Annotated in this window: 28 protein-coding genes; 19 read left to right on the top strand and 9 right to left on the bottom strand. The window is 68.1% G+C overall.

Annotated features, from left to right (window positions below; translation table 11 throughout):
• Positions 1-31 precede the first annotated feature (31 nt).
• The 3 genes from tesB (at position 32) to AC06FE_RS10180 (ending at position 2,780) form a co-directional block, all read left to right on the top strand.
• Entirely contained in the window at positions 32-931 is a 900-nt protein-coding gene (gene tesB / locus AC06FE_RS10190) for an acyl-CoA thioesterase II (RefSeq protein ID WP_323437818.1), read from the top strand.
• 3 nt (positions 932-934) lie between these two features.
• Positions 935-1,456, top strand: a complete 522-nt coding sequence (locus AC06FE_RS10185; protein WP_478072977.1) for a putative signal transducing protein — start codon at positions 935-937, stop codon at positions 1,454-1,456.
• A 124-nt stretch (positions 1,457-1,580) separates the two neighbouring features.
• Complete coding sequence (locus AC06FE_RS10180) at positions 1,581-2,780, top strand: RNA polymerase sigma factor (RefSeq protein WP_478072976.1); 1,200 nt, start codon at positions 1,581-1,583, stop codon at positions 2,778-2,780.
• A gap of 67 nt (positions 2,781-2,847) precedes the next feature.
• Here AC06FE_RS10180 and AC06FE_RS10175 read toward each other — a convergent pair whose 3' ends face one another.
• A complete protein-coding gene (locus tag AC06FE_RS10175; protein WP_478072975.1) occupies positions 2,848-3,423 on the bottom strand; it encodes an EF-hand domain-containing protein in 576 nt (191 codons plus the stop codon).
• A 150-nt stretch (positions 3,424-3,573) separates the two neighbouring features.
• Between AC06FE_RS10175 and AC06FE_RS10170 the strand changes: the two genes are divergently transcribed.
• The 3 genes from AC06FE_RS10170 to AC06FE_RS10160 all read left to right on the top strand — a co-directional run bounded on the left by AC06FE_RS10170 (position 3,574) and on the right by AC06FE_RS10160 (position 6,096).
• Positions 3,574-4,335, top strand: a complete 762-nt coding sequence (locus tag AC06FE_RS10170; RefSeq protein ID WP_132864527.1) for an arginyltransferase — start codon at positions 3,574-3,576, stop codon at positions 4,333-4,335.
• Positions 4,336-4,429: 94 nt separating this feature from the next.
• The gene (locus AC06FE_RS10165; protein WP_165931079.1) at positions 4,430-4,807 is read left to right on the top strand and encodes a hypothetical protein; all 378 of its coding nucleotides are present in this window, start codon (positions 4,430-4,432) and stop codon (positions 4,805-4,807) included.
• Positions 4,808-4,923: 116 nt separating this feature from the next.
• Positions 4,924-6,096: an endonuclease/exonuclease/phosphatase family protein gene (locus tag AC06FE_RS10160; RefSeq protein WP_243694093.1), complete on the top strand. Its 1,173-nt coding sequence runs from the start codon at positions 4,924-4,926 to the stop codon at positions 6,094-6,096.
• A gap of 203 nt (positions 6,097-6,299) precedes the next feature.
• On the opposite strand, the gene purT is transcribed toward AC06FE_RS10160, so the two are convergent.
• Positions 6,300-7,484, bottom strand: a complete 1,185-nt coding sequence (gene purT / locus AC06FE_RS10155; RefSeq protein WP_132864530.1) for a formate-dependent phosphoribosylglycinamide formyltransferase — start codon at positions 7,482-7,484, stop codon at positions 6,300-6,302.
• A 214-nt stretch (positions 7,485-7,698) separates the two neighbouring features.
• Here purT and AC06FE_RS10150 point away from each other — a divergent pair, with 214 nt between their 5' ends.
• From AC06FE_RS10150 to AC06FE_RS10115, 8 genes are read left to right on the top strand one after another with little or no spacing between them, the layout of a single operon-like run.
• Entirely contained in the window at positions 7,699-8,580 is an 882-nt protein-coding gene (locus AC06FE_RS10150; protein WP_478072974.1) for an SPFH domain-containing protein, read from the top strand.
• A 10-nt stretch (positions 8,581-8,590) separates the two neighbouring features.
• Complete coding sequence (locus AC06FE_RS10145) at positions 8,591-8,875, top strand: hypothetical protein (protein WP_192286326.1); 285 nt, start codon at positions 8,591-8,593, stop codon at positions 8,873-8,875.
• Positions 8,872-9,054, top strand: a complete 183-nt coding sequence (locus AC06FE_RS10140) for a type II toxin-antitoxin system antitoxin (protein WP_132864533.1) — start codon at positions 8,872-8,874, stop codon at positions 9,052-9,054. The genes AC06FE_RS10145 and AC06FE_RS10140 overlap by 4 nt, the downstream gene beginning before the upstream one ends.
• On the top strand, positions 9,051-9,233 hold the full coding sequence (locus AC06FE_RS10135; RefSeq protein WP_132864534.1) for a DUF4177 domain-containing protein: 183 nt from the start codon (positions 9,051-9,053) through the stop codon (positions 9,231-9,233). The genes AC06FE_RS10140 and AC06FE_RS10135 overlap by 4 nt, the downstream gene beginning before the upstream one ends.
• Positions 9,233-10,525 (top strand): alpha/beta hydrolase, encoded by a 1,293-nt coding sequence (locus tag AC06FE_RS10130; protein WP_478072973.1) that lies wholly within the window; start codon positions 9,233-9,235, stop codon positions 10,523-10,525. Before AC06FE_RS10135 ends, AC06FE_RS10130 begins: the two co-directional genes overlap by 1 nt.
• A complete protein-coding gene (locus tag AC06FE_RS10125) occupies positions 10,522-11,088 on the top strand; it encodes a PH domain-containing protein (protein ID WP_478072972.1) in 567 nt (188 codons plus the stop codon). The genes AC06FE_RS10130 and AC06FE_RS10125 overlap by 4 nt, the downstream gene beginning before the upstream one ends.
• A 9-nt stretch (positions 11,089-11,097) precedes the next feature.
• The gene (locus AC06FE_RS10120; protein ID WP_478072971.1) at positions 11,098-11,916 is read left to right on the top strand and encodes a M15 family metallopeptidase; all 819 of its coding nucleotides are present in this window, start codon (positions 11,098-11,100) and stop codon (positions 11,914-11,916) included.
• Positions 11,897-13,333 (top strand): FAD-binding oxidoreductase, encoded by a 1,437-nt coding sequence (locus AC06FE_RS10115; RefSeq protein WP_478072970.1) that lies wholly within the window; start codon positions 11,897-11,899, stop codon positions 13,331-13,333. The genes AC06FE_RS10120 and AC06FE_RS10115 overlap by 20 nt, the downstream gene beginning before the upstream one ends.
• Before the next feature lie 151 nt (positions 13,334-13,484).
• On the opposite strand, the gene AC06FE_RS10110 is transcribed toward AC06FE_RS10115, so the two are convergent.
• The 5 genes from AC06FE_RS10110 to AC06FE_RS10090 form a co-directional block, all read right to left on the bottom strand.
• Positions 13,485-14,159 carry a DNA-3-methyladenine glycosylase family protein gene (locus AC06FE_RS10110; RefSeq protein WP_478072969.1) on the bottom strand — a complete coding sequence of 225 codons (675 nt, stop codon included), beginning with the start codon at positions 14,157-14,159 and terminating at the stop codon, positions 13,485-13,487.
• 4 nt (positions 14,160-14,163) lie between these two features.
• Positions 14,164-14,535, bottom strand: coding sequence for a DUF423 domain-containing protein (locus tag AC06FE_RS10105; protein WP_478072968.1), 372 nt, complete (start codon positions 14,533-14,535; stop codon positions 14,164-14,166).
• A 103-nt stretch (positions 14,536-14,638) separates the two neighbouring features.
• Positions 14,639-15,781: a polyketide cyclase gene (locus tag AC06FE_RS10100; protein WP_313255512.1), complete on the bottom strand. Its 1,143-nt coding sequence runs from the start codon at positions 15,779-15,781 to the stop codon at positions 14,639-14,641.
• Positions 15,782-16,060: 279 nt separating this feature from the next.
• Positions 16,061-16,702, bottom strand: coding sequence for a response regulator (locus tag AC06FE_RS10095; RefSeq protein WP_132864540.1), 642 nt, complete (start codon positions 16,700-16,702; stop codon positions 16,061-16,063).
• Entirely contained in the window at positions 16,702-17,901 is a 1,200-nt protein-coding gene (locus AC06FE_RS10090; RefSeq protein WP_132864541.1) for a sensor histidine kinase, read from the bottom strand. Before AC06FE_RS10090 ends, AC06FE_RS10095 begins: the two co-directional genes overlap by 1 nt.
• A 153-nt stretch (positions 17,902-18,054) precedes the next feature.
• Between AC06FE_RS10090 and AC06FE_RS10085 the strand changes: the two genes are divergently transcribed.
• The 5 genes from AC06FE_RS10085 (at position 18,055) to AC06FE_RS10065 (ending at position 21,056) form a co-directional block, all read left to right on the top strand.
• On the top strand, positions 18,055-18,645 hold the full coding sequence (locus AC06FE_RS10085) for a GNAT family N-acetyltransferase (RefSeq protein WP_132864542.1): 591 nt from the start codon (positions 18,055-18,057) through the stop codon (positions 18,643-18,645).
• A gap of 2 nt (positions 18,646-18,647) precedes the next feature.
• Complete coding sequence (minC, locus tag AC06FE_RS10080) at positions 18,648-19,409, top strand: septum site-determining protein MinC (protein ID WP_313255508.1); 762 nt, start codon at positions 18,648-18,650, stop codon at positions 19,407-19,409.
• A gap of 33 nt (positions 19,410-19,442) precedes the next feature.
• On the top strand, positions 19,443-20,255 hold the full coding sequence (gene minD, locus AC06FE_RS10075) for a septum site-determining protein MinD (protein ID WP_132864544.1): 813 nt from the start codon (positions 19,443-19,445) through the stop codon (positions 20,253-20,255).
• A gap of 2 nt (positions 20,256-20,257) precedes the next feature.
• Positions 20,258-20,509, top strand: coding sequence for a cell division topological specificity factor MinE (gene minE, locus AC06FE_RS10070; RefSeq protein WP_132864545.1), 252 nt, complete (start codon positions 20,258-20,260; stop codon positions 20,507-20,509).
• Positions 20,510-20,588: 79 nt separating this feature from the next.
• Complete coding sequence (locus AC06FE_RS10065) at positions 20,589-21,056, top strand: hypothetical protein (protein ID WP_478073085.1); 468 nt, start codon at positions 20,589-20,591, stop codon at positions 21,054-21,056.
• Between the two features lie 124 nt (positions 21,057-21,180).
• Here the strand turns inward: AC06FE_RS10065 and AC06FE_RS10060 are convergent, their stop codons facing one another.
• Complete coding sequence (locus tag AC06FE_RS10060; protein WP_478072967.1) at positions 21,181-22,470, bottom strand: sensor histidine kinase; 1,290 nt, start codon at positions 22,468-22,470, stop codon at positions 21,181-21,183.
• Positions 22,467-23,159: a response regulator transcription factor gene (locus AC06FE_RS10055; protein ID WP_446541188.1), complete on the bottom strand. Its 693-nt coding sequence runs from the start codon at positions 23,157-23,159 to the stop codon at positions 22,467-22,469. Before AC06FE_RS10055 ends, AC06FE_RS10060 begins: the two co-directional genes overlap by 4 nt.
• Positions 23,160-23,239: the final 80 nt, after the last annotated feature.

The raw sequence follows: 23,239 nt of genomic DNA, 5'->3' as shown, positions 1-23,239 counted from the left end.
ATCGCGGCCTGTCGAACCGAAGGCCGCCGTCTTGTCCGCCAATGCCGAACCCGTTGTCCCCGAACTGATTGACCTGTTGTCGCTGGAGCGGCTGGAGGACAACCTGTTCCGTGGCCAGAGCCGCGATATCGGCACCAAGTACGTGTTCGGCGGGCAGGTGCTGGGACAGGCGCTGGCCGCCGCCCAGGCCACCATCGACAACGGCCGCCACGTGCATTCGCTGCATGCCTATTTCCTGCGTGCCGGCAACATCGACCACCCGATCATCTACGACGTGGACCGCACCCGCGATGGCGGCAGCTTCTCGGTGCGTCGCGTCACCGCGATCCAGCACGGCAAGGTGATCTTCTTCTGCGCGGCCTCCTTCCAGCAGGCCGAACGCGGCGCCGAGCACCAGCACAAGATGCCGGAGGTGCCGGCACCGGAAGACATCGAGCCCAACCGCCCGCTGCCGGCCGACGTGCTCGAGCGGCTGCCGGTGAAGGTGCAGCGCTGGCTTTCGCGCGGCGGCCCGTTCGAGTTCCGCCATGTCTATCCGCGCGACGAACTGCACCCGCCCAAGCGCCCGCCCTACCACCAGGTGTGGCTGCGACTGAACGAAAGGGTCGGCGATGCACCGGAGCTGCACCAGGCATTGCTGGCCTATGCCTCCGACTTCCACCTGCTCGGCACCGCCACGTTCCCGCACGGCATCAGCTACTACCAACCGCACGTGCAGATGGCCTCGCTGGACCATGCCATCTGGTTCCATCGCCCGTTCCGCGTCGACGACTGGCTGCTGTACTCGCTGGACAGCCCGAGCGCACAGGACGCGCGCGGCCTGGCGCGGGGCCAGTTCTTCACCCGTGACGGCGTGCTGGTGGCCAGCACCGCGCAGGAAGGGTTGATCCGCGTCACGCCTTCCACCGGCGCCGACGGCGGCAAGGAGTAAGCCATGCGCAAGATCTTCAGCAGCCAGCGCGTGGAGAACGCCGAGGCGGTGGCGCAGATGCTGCGCGATGCCGACATCGAGGTCCGCGTCACCAACGGCCACTCGTACCACAGCAAGCGCCGCGGCCAGTTCAGTTACCTGGACAAGAGCGACGGGACCAACCATCCCGCGGTGTGGGTGGTGCATGCCAATGACCAGCCGCGTGCGCGCGAGATCCTGCGCGGCGCCAACCTGCTGCAGACCACCCGTACCGACCATCCCGTCGCCGAGTACGCCTTCCGCGAAATGCCGCAGCAGGAAAGCGGCGGCCGCGGCTGGGCATGGCGCATCCGCATCATCCTGCTGGCGGTGATCGCCGGCGTGGTGCTGCTGATGATGCTGCGCCGGCAGGCCGCGCCCACCCCGCCAGCATCGGCGCCCGCACCGGCGTCCGCACCGCAGGCCCAGCCCGCGGCGCCGCAGGCGCCGGAGGAAGTACGCGTGCGGATCCAGCCGAGCACCGCGCCGGACGCCGGCAAGAAATAACCCGGATCCGAAACGGGGAAACGCCAGTGCCACCACCCTGCCCGGCCTTCTCCCCGTTTCCCCGTCCCCGGTCACATCCAGCGCCGGCCTGCGTCATGCATTGCGAACCCCGAGGGAAGCGCCCATGACCACCGCCACGCTGGATACCCTGCTGCAACAGGAACTGCCCGCCGCCCGCCGCGGCTGCACCCGCTCCTACGGGCGCATCGTGCTGGGTTGCCAGAACACGGTGACCGCCATCGCCCTGGCGATCACCCGCGACGTGCAGGCCAGCGAGGACATCGCCCAGGAGGCCTTCATCAAGGCCTGGCAGCAGCTCAACCAACTCAACAACGGCGCCAGCTTCCTGCCGTGGCTGCGCCAGATCACCCGCAACCTGGCCCGGGACTGGCTGCGCGCCAACCACAACCGCCCCCTCAGCGGCGAGGCGGCCGAGATCGCCATCGGCATGGCCGCCGACCCCGCACCGGATGCGGTCGAGGCAATGAGCCGCGTCGAAGAGGAACTGGCCGCCGAGGAAATCATCTCGGCCCTGCCCGAGGACAGCCGCGAGACCCTGCTGCTGTTCTACCGCGAAGGACAGAGCTCGCAGCAGGTCGCACGGCTGCTGGGCCTGAGCGATGCCGCCGTGCGCAAGCGCTTGTCGCGTGCCCGCGCCACCGTGCGCGACGAACTGCTCAAGCGCTTCGGCGAGTTCGCCCGCAGCACCGCGCCGGGCACAGCCTTTGCCGCGGCGGTCTGCTCGACGGTGATGCTGGCCGCGCCCGGCACCGCCAGCGCCATCGTGGTCGGGACCGCCGCCGGCGCCGGCAAGCTGGGGGCCAGTGGCCTGGGCACGACCACCCTCGGTGGCGGTGCCGCCGCCGGCACGCTCGGGGCGACGGTGAACACCCTGATGCCCAACTCCCACGACATTCTGCTGGTCATCGGCAGCATCGCGTTCGGCATGCTGTCGGCCTACCTGTCCAGCCTCTACCTGCTGCGCTATGCCGAGACCGCGCAGGAGCGCACGCAGTTGCGCCGTTTCCTGCGCCTGCATGTCACCACCGCCTTCCTGTTCTGCACCAGCACGATGGCGACGGTGCTGCTGCGGATGGGCCCCTTGCCCGGGGTGCTGGTCATCGCCGTGGGCATGACCGTGCTGAACTACCAGTACCTGGTCAGCCTGCCGCGGGTGATGGCGCCGATGCTGGCGCGCGACGCCGCGCGCCACGGCCGCCGTGGCCCGACCTGGGTCTATCGCAGCCTGTTCGGCCGCAGTGCGGTGGTTGGCGCGTCGCTGCTCGTGGTGGCTGCGGTGGCCTACGCCTTGATGGGCAACTGAGGCCGGACATGAAACACCCCCGCTGTTGCCAGCGGGGGTGCTGTCGATCAGCGCCTCTCCGGAAGGGTTACTTCGCAGCCGGAGCCTGCGGCGGCATCGGACCGCGCGGGCCGCGCGACCGCTCCTTGCCGCGTGCTGCGTCCAGTTCGGCCTGGCTCAACTTGCCGTCCTTGTCGGTGTCGGCTTGGGTGAACCATTCGGTGCGGCGCTGCTCGGCGCGGGCCTGACGGTCGGCCTGGTCGATGAAGCCGTCCTTGTTGACGTCGAGACGGTCAAAGTGGGCCCGGTATTCGGCAGCGCTGATCCGGCCGTCATTGTCGGTGTCCATGCCGCGCAGCATGAAGCCATCACGTCCGCCGTGGCCCGCATGGCCATGGCCGCCCCGGCCATGCCGGCCGGCGAAACGCGGGGCCGGCAGCTCCTCGCGCGACAGCTTGCCGTCCTTGTTCTTGTCCAGCTCGTCGAAGCGCTGGGCCAGGCGCGGATGCGAGGCGGCTTCCTGGCGATCGATCACGCCATCACCGTTGGCATCCATGCGCGGCGGCGTGGGCCGCTGGCCGGCGGGACTGGCAGCCAGTGCAACACCGGTGGCCGACGTGGCCAGCAGCAGGGCCAGCAGGAGGAAGGGCTTGCGTTGGGTCATGGTGCGACTCCGTTGGTGGAAGAACGGACGCGACAGTGCGTCCTCGCTACCGTCAACGCGCGGGGGAAGCACCGGTTGACGCCTCCACCGGCGATATTCATCGGGCAGACAGACGCAGGTTCTGCGACGACGCGGGGCTATGCTTGCCCCATGGCAGTACATGACGAAACCAATCAGGAACTACGCCTGTTCCAGACCGGGGAACACCCCTGCGGCTACTGGCCGGAGCGGCAGGCGCGCGATCTCGTGCTCGATCCCCAGGACGAGCGCCTGGGCACGCTGTACCCGATGGCCTTGAGCTGGGGCTTCCGCCGCTCCGGCGACCTGGTCTACCGCCCGCACTGCCAGAACTGCCGTGCCTGCGTGCCGGTGCGCATCCCGGTGGCGCGCTTCGCGCCGGACCGCAGCCAACGCCGCTGTCTGGCCCGCAACGCCGACCTGGAATGCCGGGTGCTGCCGGCCGAACGCACCGACGAGCAGTTCGCGCTCTACCAGCGCTACCTGCAGCACCGCCATGCCCGTGGCGGCATGGACGACCATGGCCCACACGAGTTCGACCAGTTCCTGATCGGCAGCTGGTCGCATGGGCGCTTCATGGAGATCCGCAGCCCGACCGTGGACCACCAGCGCGGCCGGCTGCTGGGCGTGGCGGTGACCGACGTCACCGAACTCGGCCTGTCGGCGGTGTACACCTTCTTCGACCCGGAGCAGGACAAGCGCAGCCTGGGCACCTTCGCGATCCTGCAGCAGATTGCCTGGGCCCAGCGCGGTGGCCTGCCCCACCTGTACCTGGGCTACTGGATCCACGGCCATCGCAAGATGGACTACAAGCGCCGCTACCATCCGCTGGAGTATTTCGACGGGCGGCACTGGCGGCAGGCCGATCCAGGGAACGAAGCGTTGCAGTCTTGATTTGAATTTAACCAAAGTTCACGCAAAGTTACGCCCGTCGCCGCGGACCTCGCGGCGGCCAAAAGGAAGAACCCCTGTCCAACTGGAGCTATGCGTGAAGATCAAGATCCTGGCTGTTGCCGCTTTCGCCGTCCTGTCCCTGGCCGCCTGCAAGAAGGCCGAGACGCCTGCCGACCCGGCAGCCCCCGCAGCTCCGGCCGCCTCCGCCCCGGCCGCCGTGACCCCGGCGCCGACCACCGACACCGTTGATGCCGGCACTGGCGTCCCGGAATGCGACCAGTACCTGGAGAAGGTCTACGCCTGCATCAGCGACAAGGTTCCCGAAGCCCAGCGCGACATGATGAAGCAGGGCATCGAGCAGTCGAAGAACGCCTGGAAGGGCATCTCCGACAAGACCGCCCTGGCCGCCCAGTGCAAGACCGCCATGGACCAGGCCAAGACCAGCTTCGGCGCCATGGGCTGCACGTTCTGATCCCACGCTGAGCCGGACCTCGGACGCCCCGCCCCCGCGGGGCGTTCGTATTTCTCGTACCGGTCATGAGGTCGTGAGAAAATGCCCGGATGCGCATTCCCACTTTCCTGCTCCCCATGACCCTGCTGCTGGCAGCCTGTTCCACCTCCGCGAACACCGCCAGCGTGCCCTCCTCCGCCGACCACCTGCGGCTGGCCACGTACAACACCTCGCTGTACTCCGACGAGGAAGGTGGCCTGATCCGCGAACTGCAGGGCGACAGCGCCCATGCACGCAAGATCGCCGCGGTGCTGCAACAGGCGCGCCCGGACCTGGTGCTGCTCAACGAGTTCGACTTCGACCCGGCCCACCGGGCCGCCGAGCTGTTCCAGCAGCGCTACCTCGAAGTGGCCCAGCCCGGTGGCGGCGAACCGCTGCACTACCCCTACCGCTACCTGGCACCGGTCAACACCGGCGTGCCCAGCGGCCTGGACCTGGACAACAACGGCAGCGTCGGCGGCACCGGCCGCGAGCGTGGCAACGATGCGTGGGGCTACGGCCTGCACCCGGGCCAGTACGGCATGCTGGTGCTGTCCCGCTACCCCATCGACGAGAAGCACGTACGCAGCTTCCAGCTGCTGAAGTGGAGCGCCATGCCCGGCGCGCTGCGCCCGATCGAGCCAGGCACCGGCAAATCGTTCTGGCCCGATGCGGTGTGGTCACAGCTGCGCCTGTCGTCCAAGTCGCACTGGGACGTGCCGGTGGAAACCCCGCTGGGCACCGTGCACGTGCTGGCCTCCCACCCCACCCCGCCGGTGTTCGATGGCAAGGAGAAGCGCAACGCCGCGCGCAACCATGACGAGCTGCGGCTGTGGAAGGACTATCTCGATGGCGGCAACGACGCCTGGCTGTGCGACGACCAGGGCCGCTGCGGCGGGCTGGCCGCCGATGCGCGGTTCGTGATCGTCGGCGACATGAACAACGACCCGGTCGATGGCGACGGACGCCACGACGCCATCCTCGAACTGCTCGAGCATCCGCGCGTGCTGCGCTACCCCACGCCGAGCAGCGAGGGCGCGCGCGAGACCAGCCTGGCCTATGCCGAAAAGGGCCTGGTCCGACGCGGCGCACCGCAGCACGCCACCGGTGATTTCGGCCCGCGCTCGGGCACGATGCGCCTGGACTACGTGCTGCCATCCACGGGTTTCAGCTACATCGGCAGCGGCGTGTTCTGGCCGGCCAACGCCAGCCCCGAGGCGAAGATCGCCGACGGCAGCGACCACCATCTGGTCTGGGTGGACGTGCGCTGAGGGCTTACGGAAAACGCCGGCGGAAGCCGGCGTTTTTTGTTGCGGCAAGACCAAGGGCTTACCCCTCCCCCGTCCTCCCCTTGGCGGTGCCATAGGGAGGCGGCGGTTCTGCGCGGCGCTTCAGGCTGCAACGAAGCCTGCTTTTGCCCCTCCCTTTGGCACCGCCAAGGGAAGGGTTGGGGAGAGGGGAGCTCCAAACGAACTCAGCGCAGCTCAATCCCGATCGCTGCCGCCGCATCGCGCGCGATCGCACGCGCCTGGTCCACGTCGGCCGCGCGCGCCAGGGTGACGCCGACGCGGCGCTGGCCCTGCACCATCGGCTTGCCGAACAGGCGCAGCGCCGAATCCGGGTGCAGCAGCGCTTCGGCCACATTGCTGAAGAACGGCACGCCGTTGCCCTGCGCCAGCATCGCGCACGAGGCCGATGCGCCGTGGTGACGGATCACCGGGATCGGCAGGCCCAGGATCGCGCGGGCATGCAGCGCGAACTCACTCAGCTCCTGCGATACCAGCGTGACCAGGCCGGTGTCGTGCGGACGCGGCGAGACCTCGCTGAACCAGACATCGTCGCCCTTCACGAACAGCTCCACGCCGAACAGGCCCCAGCCACCGAGGTCGTCGGTGATGGCGCGGGCAATCTGCTGCGCGCGCTCCAGCGCCTTGGGCGACATCGCCTGCGGCTGCCAGCTTTCGCGGTAGTCACCGTCGCGCTGCAGGTGCCCGACCGGATCGCAGAACGACGTGCCGCCGGCATGGCGCACGGTCAGCAGGGTGATCTCGTACTCGAAGTCGATGAAGCCCTCGACGATGCAGCGACCGGCACCGGCGCGGCCACCGGTCTGCGCGTAGTCCCACGCCGGGCCGATGTCGGCCTCGCTGCGCAACGTGCTCTGGCCCTTGCCCGAGGACGACATCACCGGCTTGACCACGCACGGCAGGCCGATCGCGGCCACCGCATCGCGGTATTCGGCCTCGGTATCGACGAAACGGTACGGCGAGGTCGGCAGGCCCAGCGTCTCGGCCGCCAGCCGGCGGATGCCCTCGCGGTCCATGGTCAGGCGCGCGGCGCGGGCGGTCGGGATCACCCGCAGGCCCTGTTCGGCTTCCAGCTGCACCAGGGTTTCGGTGTGGATGGCCTCGATCTCCGGCACGACCAGATGCGGCTGCTCCTGGGCAATCACGGCCTTCAGCGCCGCCGGGTCGAGCATGTCCAGCACGTGGCTGCGGTGCGCCACCTGCATGGCCGGCGCATCGGCATACCGGTCGGCGGCAATCACTTCCACCCCGAAGCGCTGCAGCTCGATGGCGACTTCCTTGCCCAGTTCACCGGAGCCGAGCAGCAGGACACGGGTGGCGGAGGGCGACAGCGGGGTACCGAGCGTGGTCATCAGGCGATTCCGGGGGCAGGACCAAAAGGGATGCACATTCTAGGCAAGCCGGCCCCTGGGCGGGGGGCGCGCGCCGCACCGCCAGGCGGCAGGCGACATGGAGTTCCGACCACCAACACCCCGCTTCCGGGAGCCAACGCCGGCCGCCCGCGGGGCACTTGCTGATTGATATCAATTTGATATCTTCTCACTCAACCACCACGGAAGACGTGCCATGAAAGAGAAGCCTCTCAGTTCGCTGTCCGGTATCCCCACCCTGCTTGGCACCCTCGCCCTGATGCTGGCGGGCACGGTCGCCATCATCTTCGCCGTGGTCCTGACCAAATCCGGCCTGGGCGGCGGCGGGTTGATGGTGCTTGCCGGCATCGTGCTGGTGACCGTCGGCATCTTCCTCAGCTGCGGCCTGTACATGGTCCAGCCCAACCAGGCCGCGGTGCTCAGCCTGTTCGGCAAGTACGTCGGCACGGTCAAGGACAACGGCCTGCGCTGGAACAACCCCTTCCTGACCAAGCGCAAGGTCAGCCAGCGCGTGCGCAACTTCGAGAGCGGCAAGCTCAAGGTCAACGAGCTGGACGGCTCGCCCATCGAGATCGCCGCGGTCATCGTCTGGCAGGTGGTCGATGCCTCCGAAGCGGTCTACAACGTCGATGACTACGAGAGCTTCGTGCACATCCAGTCCGAGTCGGCGTTGCGCGCGATGGCCACCAGCTATCCCTACGACCAGCACAGCGAAGGCCAGTTGGCCCTGCGCAGCCACGCAGCCGAAATCTCGCAGCACCTGAAGGACGAGTTGGCCGAACGCCTGGCCGATGCCGGCGTGCAGGTGCTCGATGCCCGCATCAGCCACCTGGCCTACGCGCCGGAAATCGCCCAGGCCATGCTGCAGCGCCAGCAGGCCAGCGCGGTGATCGCCGCACGCACGCAGATCGTGGCCGGTGCCGTCGGCATGGTCGAGATGGCCCTGGTCGAACTGCAGAAGAACGCCGTGGTCGAGCTGGACGAGGAGCGCAAGGCGCACATGGTCAGCAACCTGCTCACCGTGTTGTGCTCGGACCGCGGCACCCAGCCGATCGTCAATGCCGGCTCGCTGTACTGAGGATCTCCCGTTGAATGCCCTTGCCCCCCTGATCATCGCCGCCACCGGCATCCCCGCCCTGTGCTTCGCCGCCTGGAGCGGCCGCCCCGGCACCGCGCATGCGCGCGGGCTGGGGCTGCGCTGGGCATTGATCGCGCTGTGCCTGTTCGTCGGCGCGGTTGGCGTGTACCTGGCCGGCGACAACCGCAACATCGCCTACGGCGTGGTGATCGCGCTGGTAATCGCGGTCAACGCGCTGGGCATCTCGCTGGTGGTGCACCTGCGCCGCGAGCGCAACGGAGTCCCCCGCAAGTGAGTGAGAAGAAGGCCTACCCGCTGCGCATCAACGCCGACGTACTGGCGGCGGCCCAGCGCTGGGCCGACGACGAGCTGCGCAGCCTCAACGCGCAGATCGAGTACGTGATCCGCGACGCCCTGCGCAAGGCCGGGCGTCTTCCCAGACCCGACGCTGACACGAAACAGGAAGACCCATGAGCAAGCAATGGAAGTACCTCGTCGTTGAAGTGAAGACCGGCCTGATGGGCGGCTTCAGGCATGAAGCACTGCAGGAAGAACTGGACAAGCAGGGCCGGCTCGGCTGGGAACTGGTCAACGTCGTGCACGCCACGCCGACGATTTCCTCGCCCACGCTTGTGTTCAAGAAGGAGCAATGATGAACACCGTGACGGCCTGGATTGCCGCGGCGATGCTCACCCTGTCCGGCAGTGCGTTCGCGGCGGAGCCGGAGGCATTGGCCACACGCCTGCTCGACCAGCTCGACGCCGGCCAGTACGCCCAGGCCGAGGCCATGTTCTCGGCGCAGATGAAGGCTGCGGTCCCGGCCGACAAGCTCCGCGCGGTCTGGGAGTCGCTGCCGGCGCAGATGGGGGCCGCCACCGGCCGGGGCGATGCACGCACCAGCGAAGCCGACGGCGTGCGCATCGTGGTCATCCCGTTGCAGTACGCCAACGGCGCACTGCAGGCACGGGTCGCCCTGGACAGCGATGACCGGATCACCGGTTTCCTGGTCCAGCCGGCCGGCCCGCCAGCGGCCGCCGCGCCGGCCGCCGATGCGGCCTTCATCGAGCAGGACTTCCAGGTGCCTGCCAGTGCAGCAGGCAAGGCCGCCCTGCCCGGCACGCTGGCCCTGCCCAAGGGCAAGGGCCCGTTCCCGGCGCTGGTGCTGGTGCATGGCTCCGGCCCGCAGGACCGCGACGAAACCATCGGTTCCAATCGCCCGTTCCTGGACATCGCGCGCGGCCTGGCCGCACAGGGCATCGCGGTGCTGCGTTACGAGAAGCGCACCCATGCACGCCCACAGGAGTTCCAGGGTGCTTTCACCGTCGATGACGAAACCACCGACGATGCCGCTGCCGCGGTGCAGGCCCTGGCGGCCACGCCCGGCATCGATCCGCAACAGGTCTACCTGCTCGGCCACAGCCAGGGCGGCCTGCTCGCCGGCCGGATCGCCAGGGCCACCGACGGCAAGCTGGCCGGGCTGATCCTGCTGGCCGCACCGGTGCGGCCGATCCTGGACATCCTGGCCGAGCAGAACCGCTACATGGCCAACCTCGACGGCAGCGTCAGCGCCGAAGAGCAGGCGCAGCTGGTCGCACTGGACGCCGCCATCGCCCAGGCCCGGCGTGATCCCGACGCCACGCTGATGAACCTGCCCGGACGCTTCTGGCAACAACTGGAACAGGTCGACCCGGTCGCCGATGTCCGCGCCAGCGGCCTGCCGGTGCTGCTGTTGCAGGGCGGGCAGGACTTCCAGGTGGTCGATGCCGAGTGGCAGCTGTGGCGCAAGGGCCTGCAGGGCGAACGCTACCGGTTCCATCACTACCCCGCGCTCAATCACCTGGCCATCCGCGCCAGCGGCAAGCCGGCGCTGCAGGACTACCAGCAGCCCGGTCACGTCGATGCTGTGCTGATCAACGACATCGCGCAGTGGATCCACACCCGATGATCCCCCCGGCCCATGCCGCCGCCCACCCGATCCCACTGGCCGCAGCGGGCCGCGGCGCGCTGTGGTGGCTGTGGGGGCCGATCCTGCTGGCCATCAGCCTCGCGCCGCTGCTCCGCCTGTTTGCTGGCAAATCCCCGGTCACCACCGCTTTCGCCTCATGGGGACCACTGGTGGTGCTGCCACTGCTGGCGCTTGCACTGAGCCTGCTCTACCGGCGTCGCTCGATCACGCTCGACGGCGGGCAGCTGGACATCGTCAGCACGCTGTACCGCAAGCGCGTGGCGCTGGGCGAGTTGCGCCTGGACCGTGCACGCGCGGTCCGCTTCGACGAGTACCCGGACTTCAAGCCTGCATCCAAGGCCAATGGCTTCCAGTTTCCCGGCTTCCGCTCGGGCCACTTCCGCATGCCCGATGGCGGCAAGGCGTTCTGCCTGATCACCGACAACCAACGCGTGCTGGTGTTGCCACTGCGCGATGGTTCGGTCGTGCTGGTCAGTCCCGAGCAGCCCCGGCAGCTGCTCGATGAACTCCGCCGGCTGGCCGAGCGGCGTGTGCGCCCCTAAGCTGGGCGGATGCGCAACGCCCCCCATCTCCTGATCAACACCCCGGATATCGAAATCTGGCCCGGCGGGTTGCTGCACGCACGCAGCAACCACGATGCACGCCTGCTGGCGCGGGCCAGCCATGTCCTGCGCCGCAAGCAGGACGGGCGCTACCTCGCCGCGCAGCTTGCTGGCGGGCTGATGCCCCTGCTCCCCCGCCTGGCCGATGCCGCCGGCATCAACGAAGCCCTGGCCGCGCTGGAAACCCGCCTCACGCAACCGGCGCGCATCCCACCACCGCCGGGCACGCTTCCGCTGGACCGCCTGCAGCAGCGCCTAGACCAGCTCGGCCTGGATGAGGCCCGCTATGCCGAACGCACCGGCCTGGCACTGGTGGCCGAACCTGCACACCTGGCATTGGCCGGCTTCGACCGCTACCGCCGCCCCCTGTGGCTCACCCGTGCCGCGGCGCGCGCGTGGCAGCGCATGCAGCAGGCCGCCGCGGTCGACGGCATCGCCCTGGAGACGATTTCCGGGTACCGCAGCCACGCCTACCAGCTGGGCATCTTCGAGCGGAAGCAGGCGCGCGGGCTGTCGGTGGAACAGATCCTCACCGTCAATGCCGCACCGGGCTACAGCGAACACCATGGCGGCAACGCGCTGGACATCAGCAGCCCCGGCGAGCCGGCCGCCGAGGAATCCTTCGAGCAAACGGCTGCGTTCGCATGGTTGCAGCAACACGCCGCCACGTTCGGCTTCCACATGAGCTACCCCCGCGACAATCCGCACGGCATCGTCTACGAGCCGTGGCATTGGTGCCTTGCCAGCCGTGACGACGCACCGAACTGATCCGCGCCGCCGCGCGGTGCTGCAGGGCACGCTATCGGCAGGCCTGCTTGGCGGCTTGACGGCGTGCCGTCGCGACGCCGGGCAGCCGCAGGCGAGCGATGTGGCGCAACTGGACCAGACCCGGATCGCCGGCACGCTGCACCCCACCGGCAGCGCCGGCATTGCCGCGGCACTGCGCCGTTGGCCCGGGGTGGTCTGCATCGCAGGCGGCCGCTACAGCATGGGCGGGCAGACCCGCGAACCGGACGCGCTGCAGCTGGACATGACCACGATGAACCGCCTGGTCTGGCTGGACACCGCCCACCGGCGGGTGCGCGTGCAGGCCGGCATGCGCTGGCGAGAACTGCAGGCGTTGATCGACCCGCACGACCTGTCGGTCAAGGTCATGCAGAGCTACAGCAACTTCTCCATCGGCGGATCGGTCTCGGTCAACTGCCATGGCCGCTACATCGGCAATGGTGCGTTGGCTGGCACGGTGCGCGCCCTGCAACTGGTCACCGCGGCCGGTGAAACGCTGGAGCTCTCGCGCATGCAGCAGCCGGAGCTGTTCGCCGCGGTGATCGGCGGGTACGGCGGGCTCGGCGTGATCACCGAGGTCGAACTCGACCTGACCGACAATGAAGTGATCGCGCGCAAGGTCGAGCAGGTTGCACTGGCCGACTATACGGACTGGTTCCAGGCGCAGGTGCTCGGCCGGAACGACGTGGTGCTGCACAACGCCGATCTGATCCCGCCGGACTTCGACAGGCCCCTGGCGATCAGCTGGCGCCGCAGCCATGCGCCGCTGACCGACCCGCTGCGGCTGATGCCCGGCCAATCCAGCTACCCCAAGCAGCAGAACATGATCTGGGCCGCCTCCGAGCTGCCGGGAGGCGACCAGTTGCGCGACGTCTACCAGACCCGGCAATTGCTGACCCAGCCACGCGTGATCCGGCGCAACCTGGAGGCCAGCCTGGACGCGACCGCGCTGGAACCCCGCACGCGGCGCATGTCGTCCTATCTGCTGCAGGAGTACTTCGTCCCGATGTCGGCCTTCGTATCGTTCGCACGGGCGATGGCGCGCATCCTGCGCGAGGGCGAGGCCAATGCGCTGAACATCTCGGTCCGGCACGCACCGGCGGACACCACCTCGCTGATGCGCTGGGCGCGCGAGGACGTGTTCTGCTTCGTGCTGTACCACAAACAGCGCAACTGGAATGCGGCCGAGCAGAACACCCGTCGCTGGACCCGGCAGCTGATCGCCGCCGCGCTGGCACATGGCGGTTGTTACTACCTGCCCTATCGCCTGCATGCCACGCTGGCGCAGTTCCGCAGCGCCTACCCGCAGGCGCCCCGCTTCGCCGCGATCAAGCGCCAGGTGGATCCGGACAACCGCTTCCGCAACCTGCTATGGGACCGCTATCTGCCGCACGGCTGATCCCCGCGGGAGCGGCCGCCACGAACGACGGAACTGCGCCGGGCGAGGCAACTGCCCCGCGGCAGCGAAGCGGCGCGAGTCACGCCGTGAATCCTGACCGGGACCGGGAGCCTGCCCACTTCGCGGCCGAAGCCGCCCCTACCGGCGGCGCTCAATCCTGAGAGCGGTTGGTGGCCGGCTTCGGATCAGCGCTGAAGTCCGCGATCCGCCACAGGTACAGGCTGGCGTAGGTGCGGTACGGCCCCCAGCGCTCACCCCGTTCGGCCAGCGCCTTGGGCGTCGGCATCGCCCCGGCCTTGTCCACGCGCTGTGCGCCCTTGCGGATGCCCAGGTCATCGATCGGCAGGATGTCCGGCCGGCCCAACCGGAACATCAGCATCATCTCCACCGTCCAGCGCCCGATGCCGCGCACCGGCACCAGCGCGCGGATGATGTCCTCATGGTCCATCGTCGACATCTGCCGCAACGTCGGCAGTTCGCCGGCGGCCTCGCGCCGGGCCAGGTCACGCAGCGCCAGCGACTTGTTGCCGGACACGCCGCACGCGCGCAGCCCCGCATCATCGATCAACGACAAGGTATCGGCATGCAGGCGCCGGCTGCCGATGGCCACCTCTACCCGGCCCACGATCGTGGAGGCCGCCTTGCCGCTGAGCTGCTGGAACAGGATCGCGCGCGCCAGCGCGTCGACCGGGTCGAACGATCGCTTCCAGCCATCCGGCGCCGGCAACGGCCCCAGCCGGCGGATCCAGCCGGCCAGCTTCCGATCACTGCGCTGCAGGTGCGCCAGCGCCTGATCGACATCGAAACCACGCGCATGACGCGGCATGGGGTCAGCGCTTCAGCGCACTGAACGCCAGCAGCACCCAGCCCCCCATCAGGGTCGTGCCGCCGGCCGGTGCAAGCGTGGTCGGCCACTGCGCCAGCACGTTGCCGGCCAGGCTGCCGGAGAACAGCAGCGTCCCCAGCAGCAGCACATACAGCGCGACCCGCGCGAGACCGTTCAACGACGACCCGCCCAACACCGCCAGCACCGCGCCATGGCCCAACGCATACAGCGCGGCGGTGTTCAGGTGCGACTGCGCCAGCGGCTCGCTCACGCCGTGCGAGGCATAGGCCGACAGCCCGATCGCCACGGCCGCCAGCAAGCCGCCGCAGAACCCCAGAAAAGAAGGTTTACGCGAACGTCGTTCCTGTCCAAGCATGTGCCTGCTCCCGTCTACGGGCCGGCCAGGCCGGCCCCAAAAAAAACGCGCCGCAGGGAGCGGCGCGTTTTCGTGTATCACTTCACCAGCAACATCCGGCCGCTTACTTGACGGCCCAGTAGATGTCGTAGGTGCCGTCGGTGGTGAACCCCTTGTCCACGCCACCCTTCCACGACTCGTACGGACGATCCACCACTTCGTTGCCCATGGTGGTTGCCCAGGCACGCAGCGCGTTGCGGGCGACATCCAGGCCAGCCATGTGGCCGGTGTAGGCAGCGGTGGCAGCACGGTGCGGCGTGGTGTGCACGTAGGTGACCGGGTTGCCGGACGGGATCTTGACGGTCAGTGCATCACCGGAAGCGGCAACCGGAGCCGCCGGGGCGGCAGCTTCGCCGTCCTTCTTGTCCTTGTCGCCGGCGGCAGCCGGAGCAGCACTGCCCTTGCGGACCGGCAGGACCACGTCGAAGGCGTACTTCTCGGCACCGAAGTCGGTGGTCACGATGCGCACCGGACCGGCGGCGACCAGGCCGTTGGCATCCATCGCACGCTTGATCCACTCCATGTTGTCGTTGATCGACTGCTTGATGGAGTCGTTGTTGCGGTCGATGTTGCCGGCGTTGACGACCAGCAGGTTCTCGGCCGGCAGCTCGACGACCTTCAGGTCGGTCAGCGGCGCTTCGGCAGCGGCGTAGTCAACGTTCGGCACCGAGGCCAGCATGTTGGCCATGCGCGACAGGCCCAGCTTCAGGTCGTCGCCGACGTGGCGGCTGACGTACAGGCCGGCGTAACGGCCGAACAGGTCGAAGCCGTACTTGACCGAGTAGTCCTGGGTGATCTTGACGTTGCGATCGTTCTTGCCGGTCGGCTCCAGGGTGAAGGTGGTCACCTTGTCCGTGCCGCGGGTCACGTCGTCGATGGCGATCACGACGCGCTTGTTCTTCTCGCTTTCCTTGATCTCCCAGCTGCCCTGGCCCAGGGCGTCATTCTTGGAGGAGTACTCCATGCGGGCACCGACGCCAGCATCCGGGCCGCTGTACTTCAGCTCGACCGCCTTGTCGCGCAGCACCAGCGGGTTCCAGTCCTTGAAGCGGCGCAGGCTGTTGACCGTGTCATACACGATCGTCATCTTGCGGTTGGTTTCGATGCTTTCGGAAATGTGGCGCTCACCCGGCAGACACACGCCGATGATGACAAACAAGCCAGCCACGATCCCCAAGGCAATCAGGAACTCGATAATACGGGTCATTCAGGAGTCTCCGGGGCCGATCCCACGGCCGGGTTGATTGAAGCGAAGCCCCCATCCTATCAGGCTTTTCGCACGATGTTGATTACAAATGGCGTACCGGTTTCCATCCCCGGATGGCGGCGTCAGATCGACAGACCGCAGGGTAGCGCATCAACCGCCAAGCAGATGTGCCTTCATGCATTCGTCAAGGCCATGTGATGACCCTGAGCCGCCCATTCTCACTCCAGTGGCACCGCCGGCACCAGTACCCCACGCGTATTCATCCAACTCTCCCACCGCTCAGACCAGCTGCAGCTCGAAGGCCTTGAGCACGGCACGGGTGCGGTCGCGCACGCCGAGCTTGGACAGGATGTTGGAAACGTGGTTCTTGATGGTGCCCTCGGCCACGCCCAATGAGTTGGCGATCTCCTTGTTGGAGAAGCCGCTGGCCATCAGCCGCAGGATCTCGGTCTCGCGGTCGGTCAGCGGGTCCGGGCGGTCCAGGCTGACGAACTCGTTGCGCATGTGCTCCAGCCCGGACAGCAGCCGCTGGGTCACCGCCGGCTGCACCAGCGAGCCGCCCTCGGACACGGTGCGGATCGCACCGACCAGCTGCTCCAGGGTGACGTCCTTGAGCAGGTAGCCCTTGGCCCCGGCCTTGAGCCCGGCCAGCACCAGTTGGTCGTCGTCGAAGGTGGTCAGGATGATCGACGGCGGCAGCTGGCCCAACCGGCTCAGGGTCTGCAACGCCTCCAGCCCGGACATCACCGGCATGCGCATGTCCATCAGCACCACGTCCGGCTTCACGGTCGGGATCATCTCCACCGCCTGCCGGCCGTCGGTGGCCTCGGCCACCACTTCGATGCCGTCGTCCAGCGCCAACAACGAACGGATGCCCTGCCGTACCAGGGTTTGGTCGTCCACCAGGCAGACACGGATCATCAGTTCACTCCTTGTGGCCCCGAGGCCAACATCATATGGGTAGTCACCGGCAGGCTGGCGCGAAGGCGGAAGCCCTCCCCCTTGCGTGCCGACACATCGAGGCTGCCCTGGTACTGGGCCAGCCGCTCACGCATGCCGCGCAGGCCATTTCCCGGCAGGATCTCGTCAACTTCACCGCCAATGCCGTCATCATGGGCATCAATGACGATCTCACCCCCTTCCCGCTCGACCTGGATCCAGAGGTTGCGGGCGCCGGCATGACGCACCGCATTGGTGATGATTTCCTGGGTGCAGCGCAGCAGCACATGGGCGCGCTCGGGGTCCTCGACGTTCAGCGGGTCATCCATCTGCAGATGGATGTCCAGCGACGGCACCCGCTCGGTCAGCGGCCGCAGCGCCGCGGCCAGGTCGATGGCCCCGCTCTCGCGCAGCTGGCTGACCGCCTCGCGCACGTCGGTGAGCAGCAGCTTGGCCAGCGTGTGCGCCTGCCGGACATGCTCCTGGGCCTGGCCCTCGGTGATGTGGCCGGCCACTTCCAGGTTCAGGCTCAACGCCGTCAGGTGGTGCCCGAGCAGGTCATGCAGCTCGCGGGAAATGCGGGTGCGCTCGTTGACCCGGGCGCTTTCGGCCAGCAGCAGGCGCGTGGCGCGCAGTTCGGCGTTGAGCCGGCGCTGCTCCTCGCGGGCCAGCGTCTGCTGGCGGGCGACCAGGCTGGTGACGAACACGAACATCGAGAAACCGCCGTACAGCAGCGACTGCAACAGCGCCTCGAACAGCGGCAGGCCGATGATCAGGCTGTAGACCGGCAGCACCGCCAGCTGGCTGACCACCAGCCACAGCACGCCCACCCACTTGCTCAGCAGCCACGGGATCACCCCCGCCGCCACCATCATCAGGATGCTGCCCAGCCCGGTGCCGGAGATGTAGCTGACCACCAGCGCCGAGATGGTCAGCAGCAGCAGGGCCAGCCGGTCGTACCAGCCGGTATGCCCGGCGGCATTGAGCCCCCGGGTCAGCCAGAAGTAGCAGCCACCGAAGGACAGGTAGGCGATGAACAGCCAGGCGGCCTCGTTGGCGCCCGGCTGCATCATCCCTTCTTCGGGCGCGTACTGCGTATAGATCAGCGGCAGGCTGACCAGGGCCCAGGTGAACAGGCCGGCCAGGCGGAGGACGCGGGTATGGCTGAGGTATCCCAACATGCGTGCATGGTAAGGATTGCAGGGCCCGTGCGCTCTCCCACGGAAGTCATGCCCGCCAACGGCATGGGGCCGCTCGCCGCCCCTGCGCCAGCCATGCGATAATCGCGGCAAAGCCCGCAGGGCCGACGACCGTTTCACCCCCACGGAGTCACAATGTCGATTGTCATCCGCGACGTGCGCGAGCACGAGCTTGATTCCGTTCTGGCACTGAACAATAACGCTGGCTTGGCGATCCTCCCGCTGGATGCGGCCAAGGTCCGTCGCTTCTACGAGACGGCCGAGTATTTCCGCATCGCCGAGCGCGACGGCAACATGGCCGGCTTCCTGGTCGGCTATGGCAGCCACGCCGAGCACGACAGCTGCAACTTCGCCTGGTTCCAGAAGCGTTACCCCAGCTTCTTCTACATTGACCGCATCGTGGTGGCCAGCCGCCGCCGCGGTGGTGGCGTGGGCCGGGCGTTCTACGCCGACGCCCAGAGCTACGCCGAGCTGCGCTATCCGCAGATGGCCTGCGAGGTGTTCCTCGACCATGGCGCCGATGCCGCGCTGCTGTTCCATGGCAGCTTCGGCTTCCGCGAGGTCGGCCAGAACACCATGCCGGACGTGGACGTGCGGGCCAGCATGCTGCTCAAGGACCTGTGCAGCTACGAATGGGTGAAGGAAACCTATGGCGACAACCTGCCCGACGTTCCTTGGGTGGGCAACACACGCCGGCCGCTGCAGCAGCGTCCGACGGGAACCTGAACATGGCAGTGAATTTGGATTACGAACAGGCAGGTGAACTGAAAATCGGGCAGGTCGGCATCGCCAACCTGCGTATCCGCACCCTCGATGTGGCGCGACTGACCCAGGAAATGCACGAGCGCGTGGCGCGTGCGCCGAAGCTGTTCGGCCGTGCCGCGGTGATCCTGGACTTCGGCGGGCTGATCCAGCTCCCCGACCTGGCCACGGCCCAGGCACTGCTCGCCGGCCTGCGCGAGGCCGGCGTACTGCCGGTCGCCCTCGCCTACGGCACCCAGGAAACCGAGCGTCTGGCCGAGCAGCTGGGCCTGCCGCTGCTGGCCAAGTTCCGCGCCCAGTACGAACGGGCCGATGCCGAACCGGCAGCGCGCCCGCGCGCACCGGAACCGGCACCCGCCCCGGCACCGGCGCCCCCCGCGCCTCCGGCCGCTTCGCCGCAGCCGGGCCGCATGCAATTGACCAACGTCCGCTCCGGCCAACAGCTGTACGCGGAGAACTGCGACCTGACCGTACTCTCAACGGTGGGTGCCGGCGCCGAGGTCATTGCCGATGGCAGCATCCATATCTACGGTACCCTGCGTGGCCGTGCCCTGGCTGGCGCGCAAGGCAATGAAGCGGCTCGCATCTTCTGCCGCGACTTCCATGCTGAACTCGTTGCCATTGCAGGACGCTACAAGGTGCTGGACGATATTCCGGACAATCTGCGTGGCAAGTCCGTGCAGGTTTGGCTGGAACAGGACCAGATCATGATCGCTGCGCTGGATTGACGCAGCCCACCCCGAATATTCAGGAGAAATCCTTTGGCTGAAATCATCGTTGTCACTTCCGGCAAAGGCGGCGTGGGCAAGACCACTTCCAGCGCCAGCATCGCGTCTGGTCTTGCACGCCGCGGCAAGAAGGTTGCCGTCATCGACTTCGACGTCGGCCTGCGCAACCTGGACCTGATCATGGGCTGCGAGCGCCGGGTGGTGTACGACTTCGTCAACGTCGTCCATGGCGAGGCCACGCTCAAGCAGGCCCTGATCAAGGACAAGCGTTTCGAGAACCTGTACGTACTGGCTGCCTCGCAGACCCGCGACAAGGACGCACTGAACAAGGAAGGCGTGGAGAAGGTCCTCAAGGACCTGGCCGCCGACGGCTTCGACTACATCATCTGCGACTCCCCGGCAGGCATCGAGAAGGGCGCGTTCCTGGCGATGTACTTCGCCGACCGCGCCGTGGTGGTGGTGAACCCGGAAGTGTCCTCGGTGCGTGACTCGGACCGCATCATCGGCCTGCTCGACTCCAAGACCGCCAAGGCCGAGACCGGCAACGGCGGCGTGCCGGCCTTCCTGCTGCTGACCCGCTACAGCCCGGTCCGCGTGGAAAGCGGCGAGATGCTCAGCATCACCGACGTGGAGGAAGTGCTGGGGCTGAAGGCCATCGGCGTGATCCCCGAATCCGGTGACGTGCTCAACGCCTCCAACAAGGGCGAACCGGTCATCCTGGACGCCGAATCGCCGGCCGGCCAGGCCTATGAAGACGCGGTGGGCCGCATCCTCGGCGAGGAGCGCCCGATGCGCTTCACGACGGTCGAGAAGAAGGGCTTTTTCAGCAAGCTGTTCGGAGGATAAGCATGGGACTGCTCGATTTCCTGAGGCAGAAAAAGAACACCGCCGAAACCGCGAAGAACCGCCTGCAGATCATCATCGCGCAGGAGCGCAGCACCCGCGGCGGCCCGGACTACCTGCCGCTGCTGCAGCGCGAGCTGCTGGAAGTGATCAAGAAGTACGTCAACATCGATGCCGACGCGGTCAAGGTGGACCTGGTCAAGGACGGCGCCAACGACGTGCTCGACATCTCCGTCGCCCTGCCCGACGACAAGTGACACCCACGCGGCGGCCACGGCCGCCGGGCACCCCGTACCCGTGAACGAAACCCTTTCCCCCGAACCGACCGCCACGGTGATGTGCGTCGGCGACATCCAGTGGGACGACGCCGTCGCCCTGCTCGCCCGCCACGGGCTGCGCCTGAACCACGTCGCTGCCGGCGAGACCATTCCCGGCAGCTACTGGGGCGAGCCGGAGGCCGGCATCATCGCCAACGACGTGTACGTGCGCGATGACACGCCGATCCATTCGATGCTGCACGAGTCCTGCCACCTGATCGTGCTGCCGCCCGAACGCCGCGCGCAGGTGCATACCGACGCCACCGATTCGGTGCCCGAGGAAGACGCCACCTGCTACCTGCAGATCGTGCTGGCCGGGCAGTTGCCCGGCGTGGGCAGCGCGCGGCTGATGGCCGACATGGACGCCTGGGGCTACACCTACCGGCTGGGATCGACGCAGGCCTGGTTCGAGCAGGATGCCGACGACGCCCGGCGCTGGCTGGTCGAACGCGCGCTGCTGCCGTCGTTGGGGGCGGCCGCGTCGTAGCAGCGCCCTCAGGCGCGAAGCCAGCCGTCTGCCCGCCCCTTCCCCGCGATCGCCGCCGGCCGCATTGACGCGGGCACGCCCCGCACCCTGCCGTGCCTTCCCGGCTTCGCGGCCGAGGCCGCGCCTACGCCGAGTCCGGCGGCAACGAACTGCCCATGTCGAGGGTGACGCGGGTGCCGCGCTCGGGTTGCGATTGGATGGTCAGCTCCCAGCCCAGGTGGTCGCACAGGCGTGCGATCAGGTCCATGCCGATGCCCGAGCCCGGGTTGCGCTCGCCCTTGGCCAGCCGCGCGTAGAGCTGGGCGACCTCCTCCGGGCTCATGCCGTGACCGGGGTCCTCGATGGTCACCACCGCCTGCGCCGAAGCGCTTATCCGGATCATGCCGCGGTCGCTGTTCTCGATCGCATTGCGCAGCAGGTTGCCGATCGCCGCCTGCACCACGCCCATCGGCGCGATGATCCGGCAGGGCTCCGCGTGCAGCTGCATGTCCAGCTCCTTGCCGTAGGCCAGATGCCGGTGGTCCTCGATGATTTCCGGCAACAGCTGCTCCACCGCCAGCAACTCGCTCATCGCCGACAACCGCGCCGGGTCCCGCGCCAGCACCAGCAGCAACTGGATCAGCTGCTCCACGCCCTGCGCGGTACCACGCACCCGCTCCAGCTGCTGGCGCGCGCGCGGCGGCAGCTCCGGTTGTTCCAGCGCCAGTTCGGCCGCGCCGCTGATCACGGCCACCGGCGTGCGCAGCTCATGGCTGGCCGCGCTGATGAAGGCGCGCTCGCGCTCGACGAAGTGCTCGTTGCGCTGCAGGTAGTCGTTCAACGCACCGGCGATGACCTCCATCTCGGCCGAACCGCGCCGGTCCACCGCCACCCGCTGCCCGCGCTGTTCGGGCCGCAGCGCGGCGATGTCGCTTGCGAGCGCGGACAGGGGGCGCACCAGCCGTGCCACGCCCAGCCATGCCATCAACAGGGTCACGATGACCAACGCCACGCCAGCCAGCAGCGACCAGCGGGTGATGAAGTGCTCCAGCTCACCGAAGTCGGTGATGTCCAGCGCCAGGATCACCCGTCCGTAATCGGAGGTATCGCGCACCATCACCGCGGTCTGCTTGCCCAGAAACAGCGCACCGTCATGCAGGCCGGGATGCAGCGTGGCCATGCTTTCCGGGATGGGCGCGCCACCACGCTCGATGAACAGGTGCAGGGTGTCCGAATCCTGCCAGTGGTAGTTCTGGTCCACGCGCATGTGCGCCAGCACGCTGTCCAGTTCGGTGTTCAGCAGGGAGCGCCAGACCGCATGCTCGGCGTGCTCGTGCACGTAGTTGGCGGCGCTGAACACCACCAGCGTGATCAACGCCAGGTAGATCCCCAACCAACCCAGCAGCTTGCGCCGCAGCGTGGCGCGCCGGCTCATGCAGCGGTTCCGGGCGACGGCGCCGACAACCGGTAGCCGACCCGCGGCAGGGTATGCAGCAGCTTCTGGGCGAACGGGCCATCCACCGCACGCCGCAGCTCATAGATATGGGAGCGCAGCATGTCGCCATCCGGCGGTTCCTCGCCCCACAGGGCGTACTCCAGCTGGTCGCGGGTGACCGCTGCCGGGCTGGCGCGCATCAGCACCTCCAGCAGCTTGCGGCAGGCCGGGTACAGGTGCAGCACCTGCCCGTCGCGCCGGGCCTCCAGCGACCCCAGGTCCAGCTGCAGGTCGTGGACCTCCAGCACTTTGCGCGGGTTGCGCCCCTTGATCCGCGCCAGCACCGCATCCAGCCGCACTTCCAGTTCGGGCAGGGCGAACGGCTTGGTCAGGTAGTCGTCCGCCCCGGCACGGAAGCCGGCGATCTTGTCCGGCAGCTCGTCGCGGGCGGTGAGCATGATCACCGGCACTTCGGAGCGGTGTTCCTCGCGCAGGCGGCGCAGCACTTCCGGCCCCTCCATGCGCGGCAGCATCCAGTCCAGCAGGATCGCGTCGTAGTCCTGGGTCGCCGCCAGGTGCAGGCCGGTCACCCCGTCCGGCGCCACGTCGAGCACGTGCCCGCGGGCCTCGAAGTAGTCGAACAGGTTGGCGATCAGGTTGCGATTGTCTTCCACGACCAGCAGCCGCATTGCGTTGGACCTCTCCGGCCCCGGCCGGGCCCGGGATCAATTCGGCGATCATCCTAGCGCCCCGGCCGTCGGAATGCCGT

This window comes from Stenotrophomonas sp. Steno-C18 (genome assembly GCF_056393195.1).
Note: the sequence above shows the minus strand (reverse complement) of the source record. Positions and strands in the feature narration are given on the sequence as shown.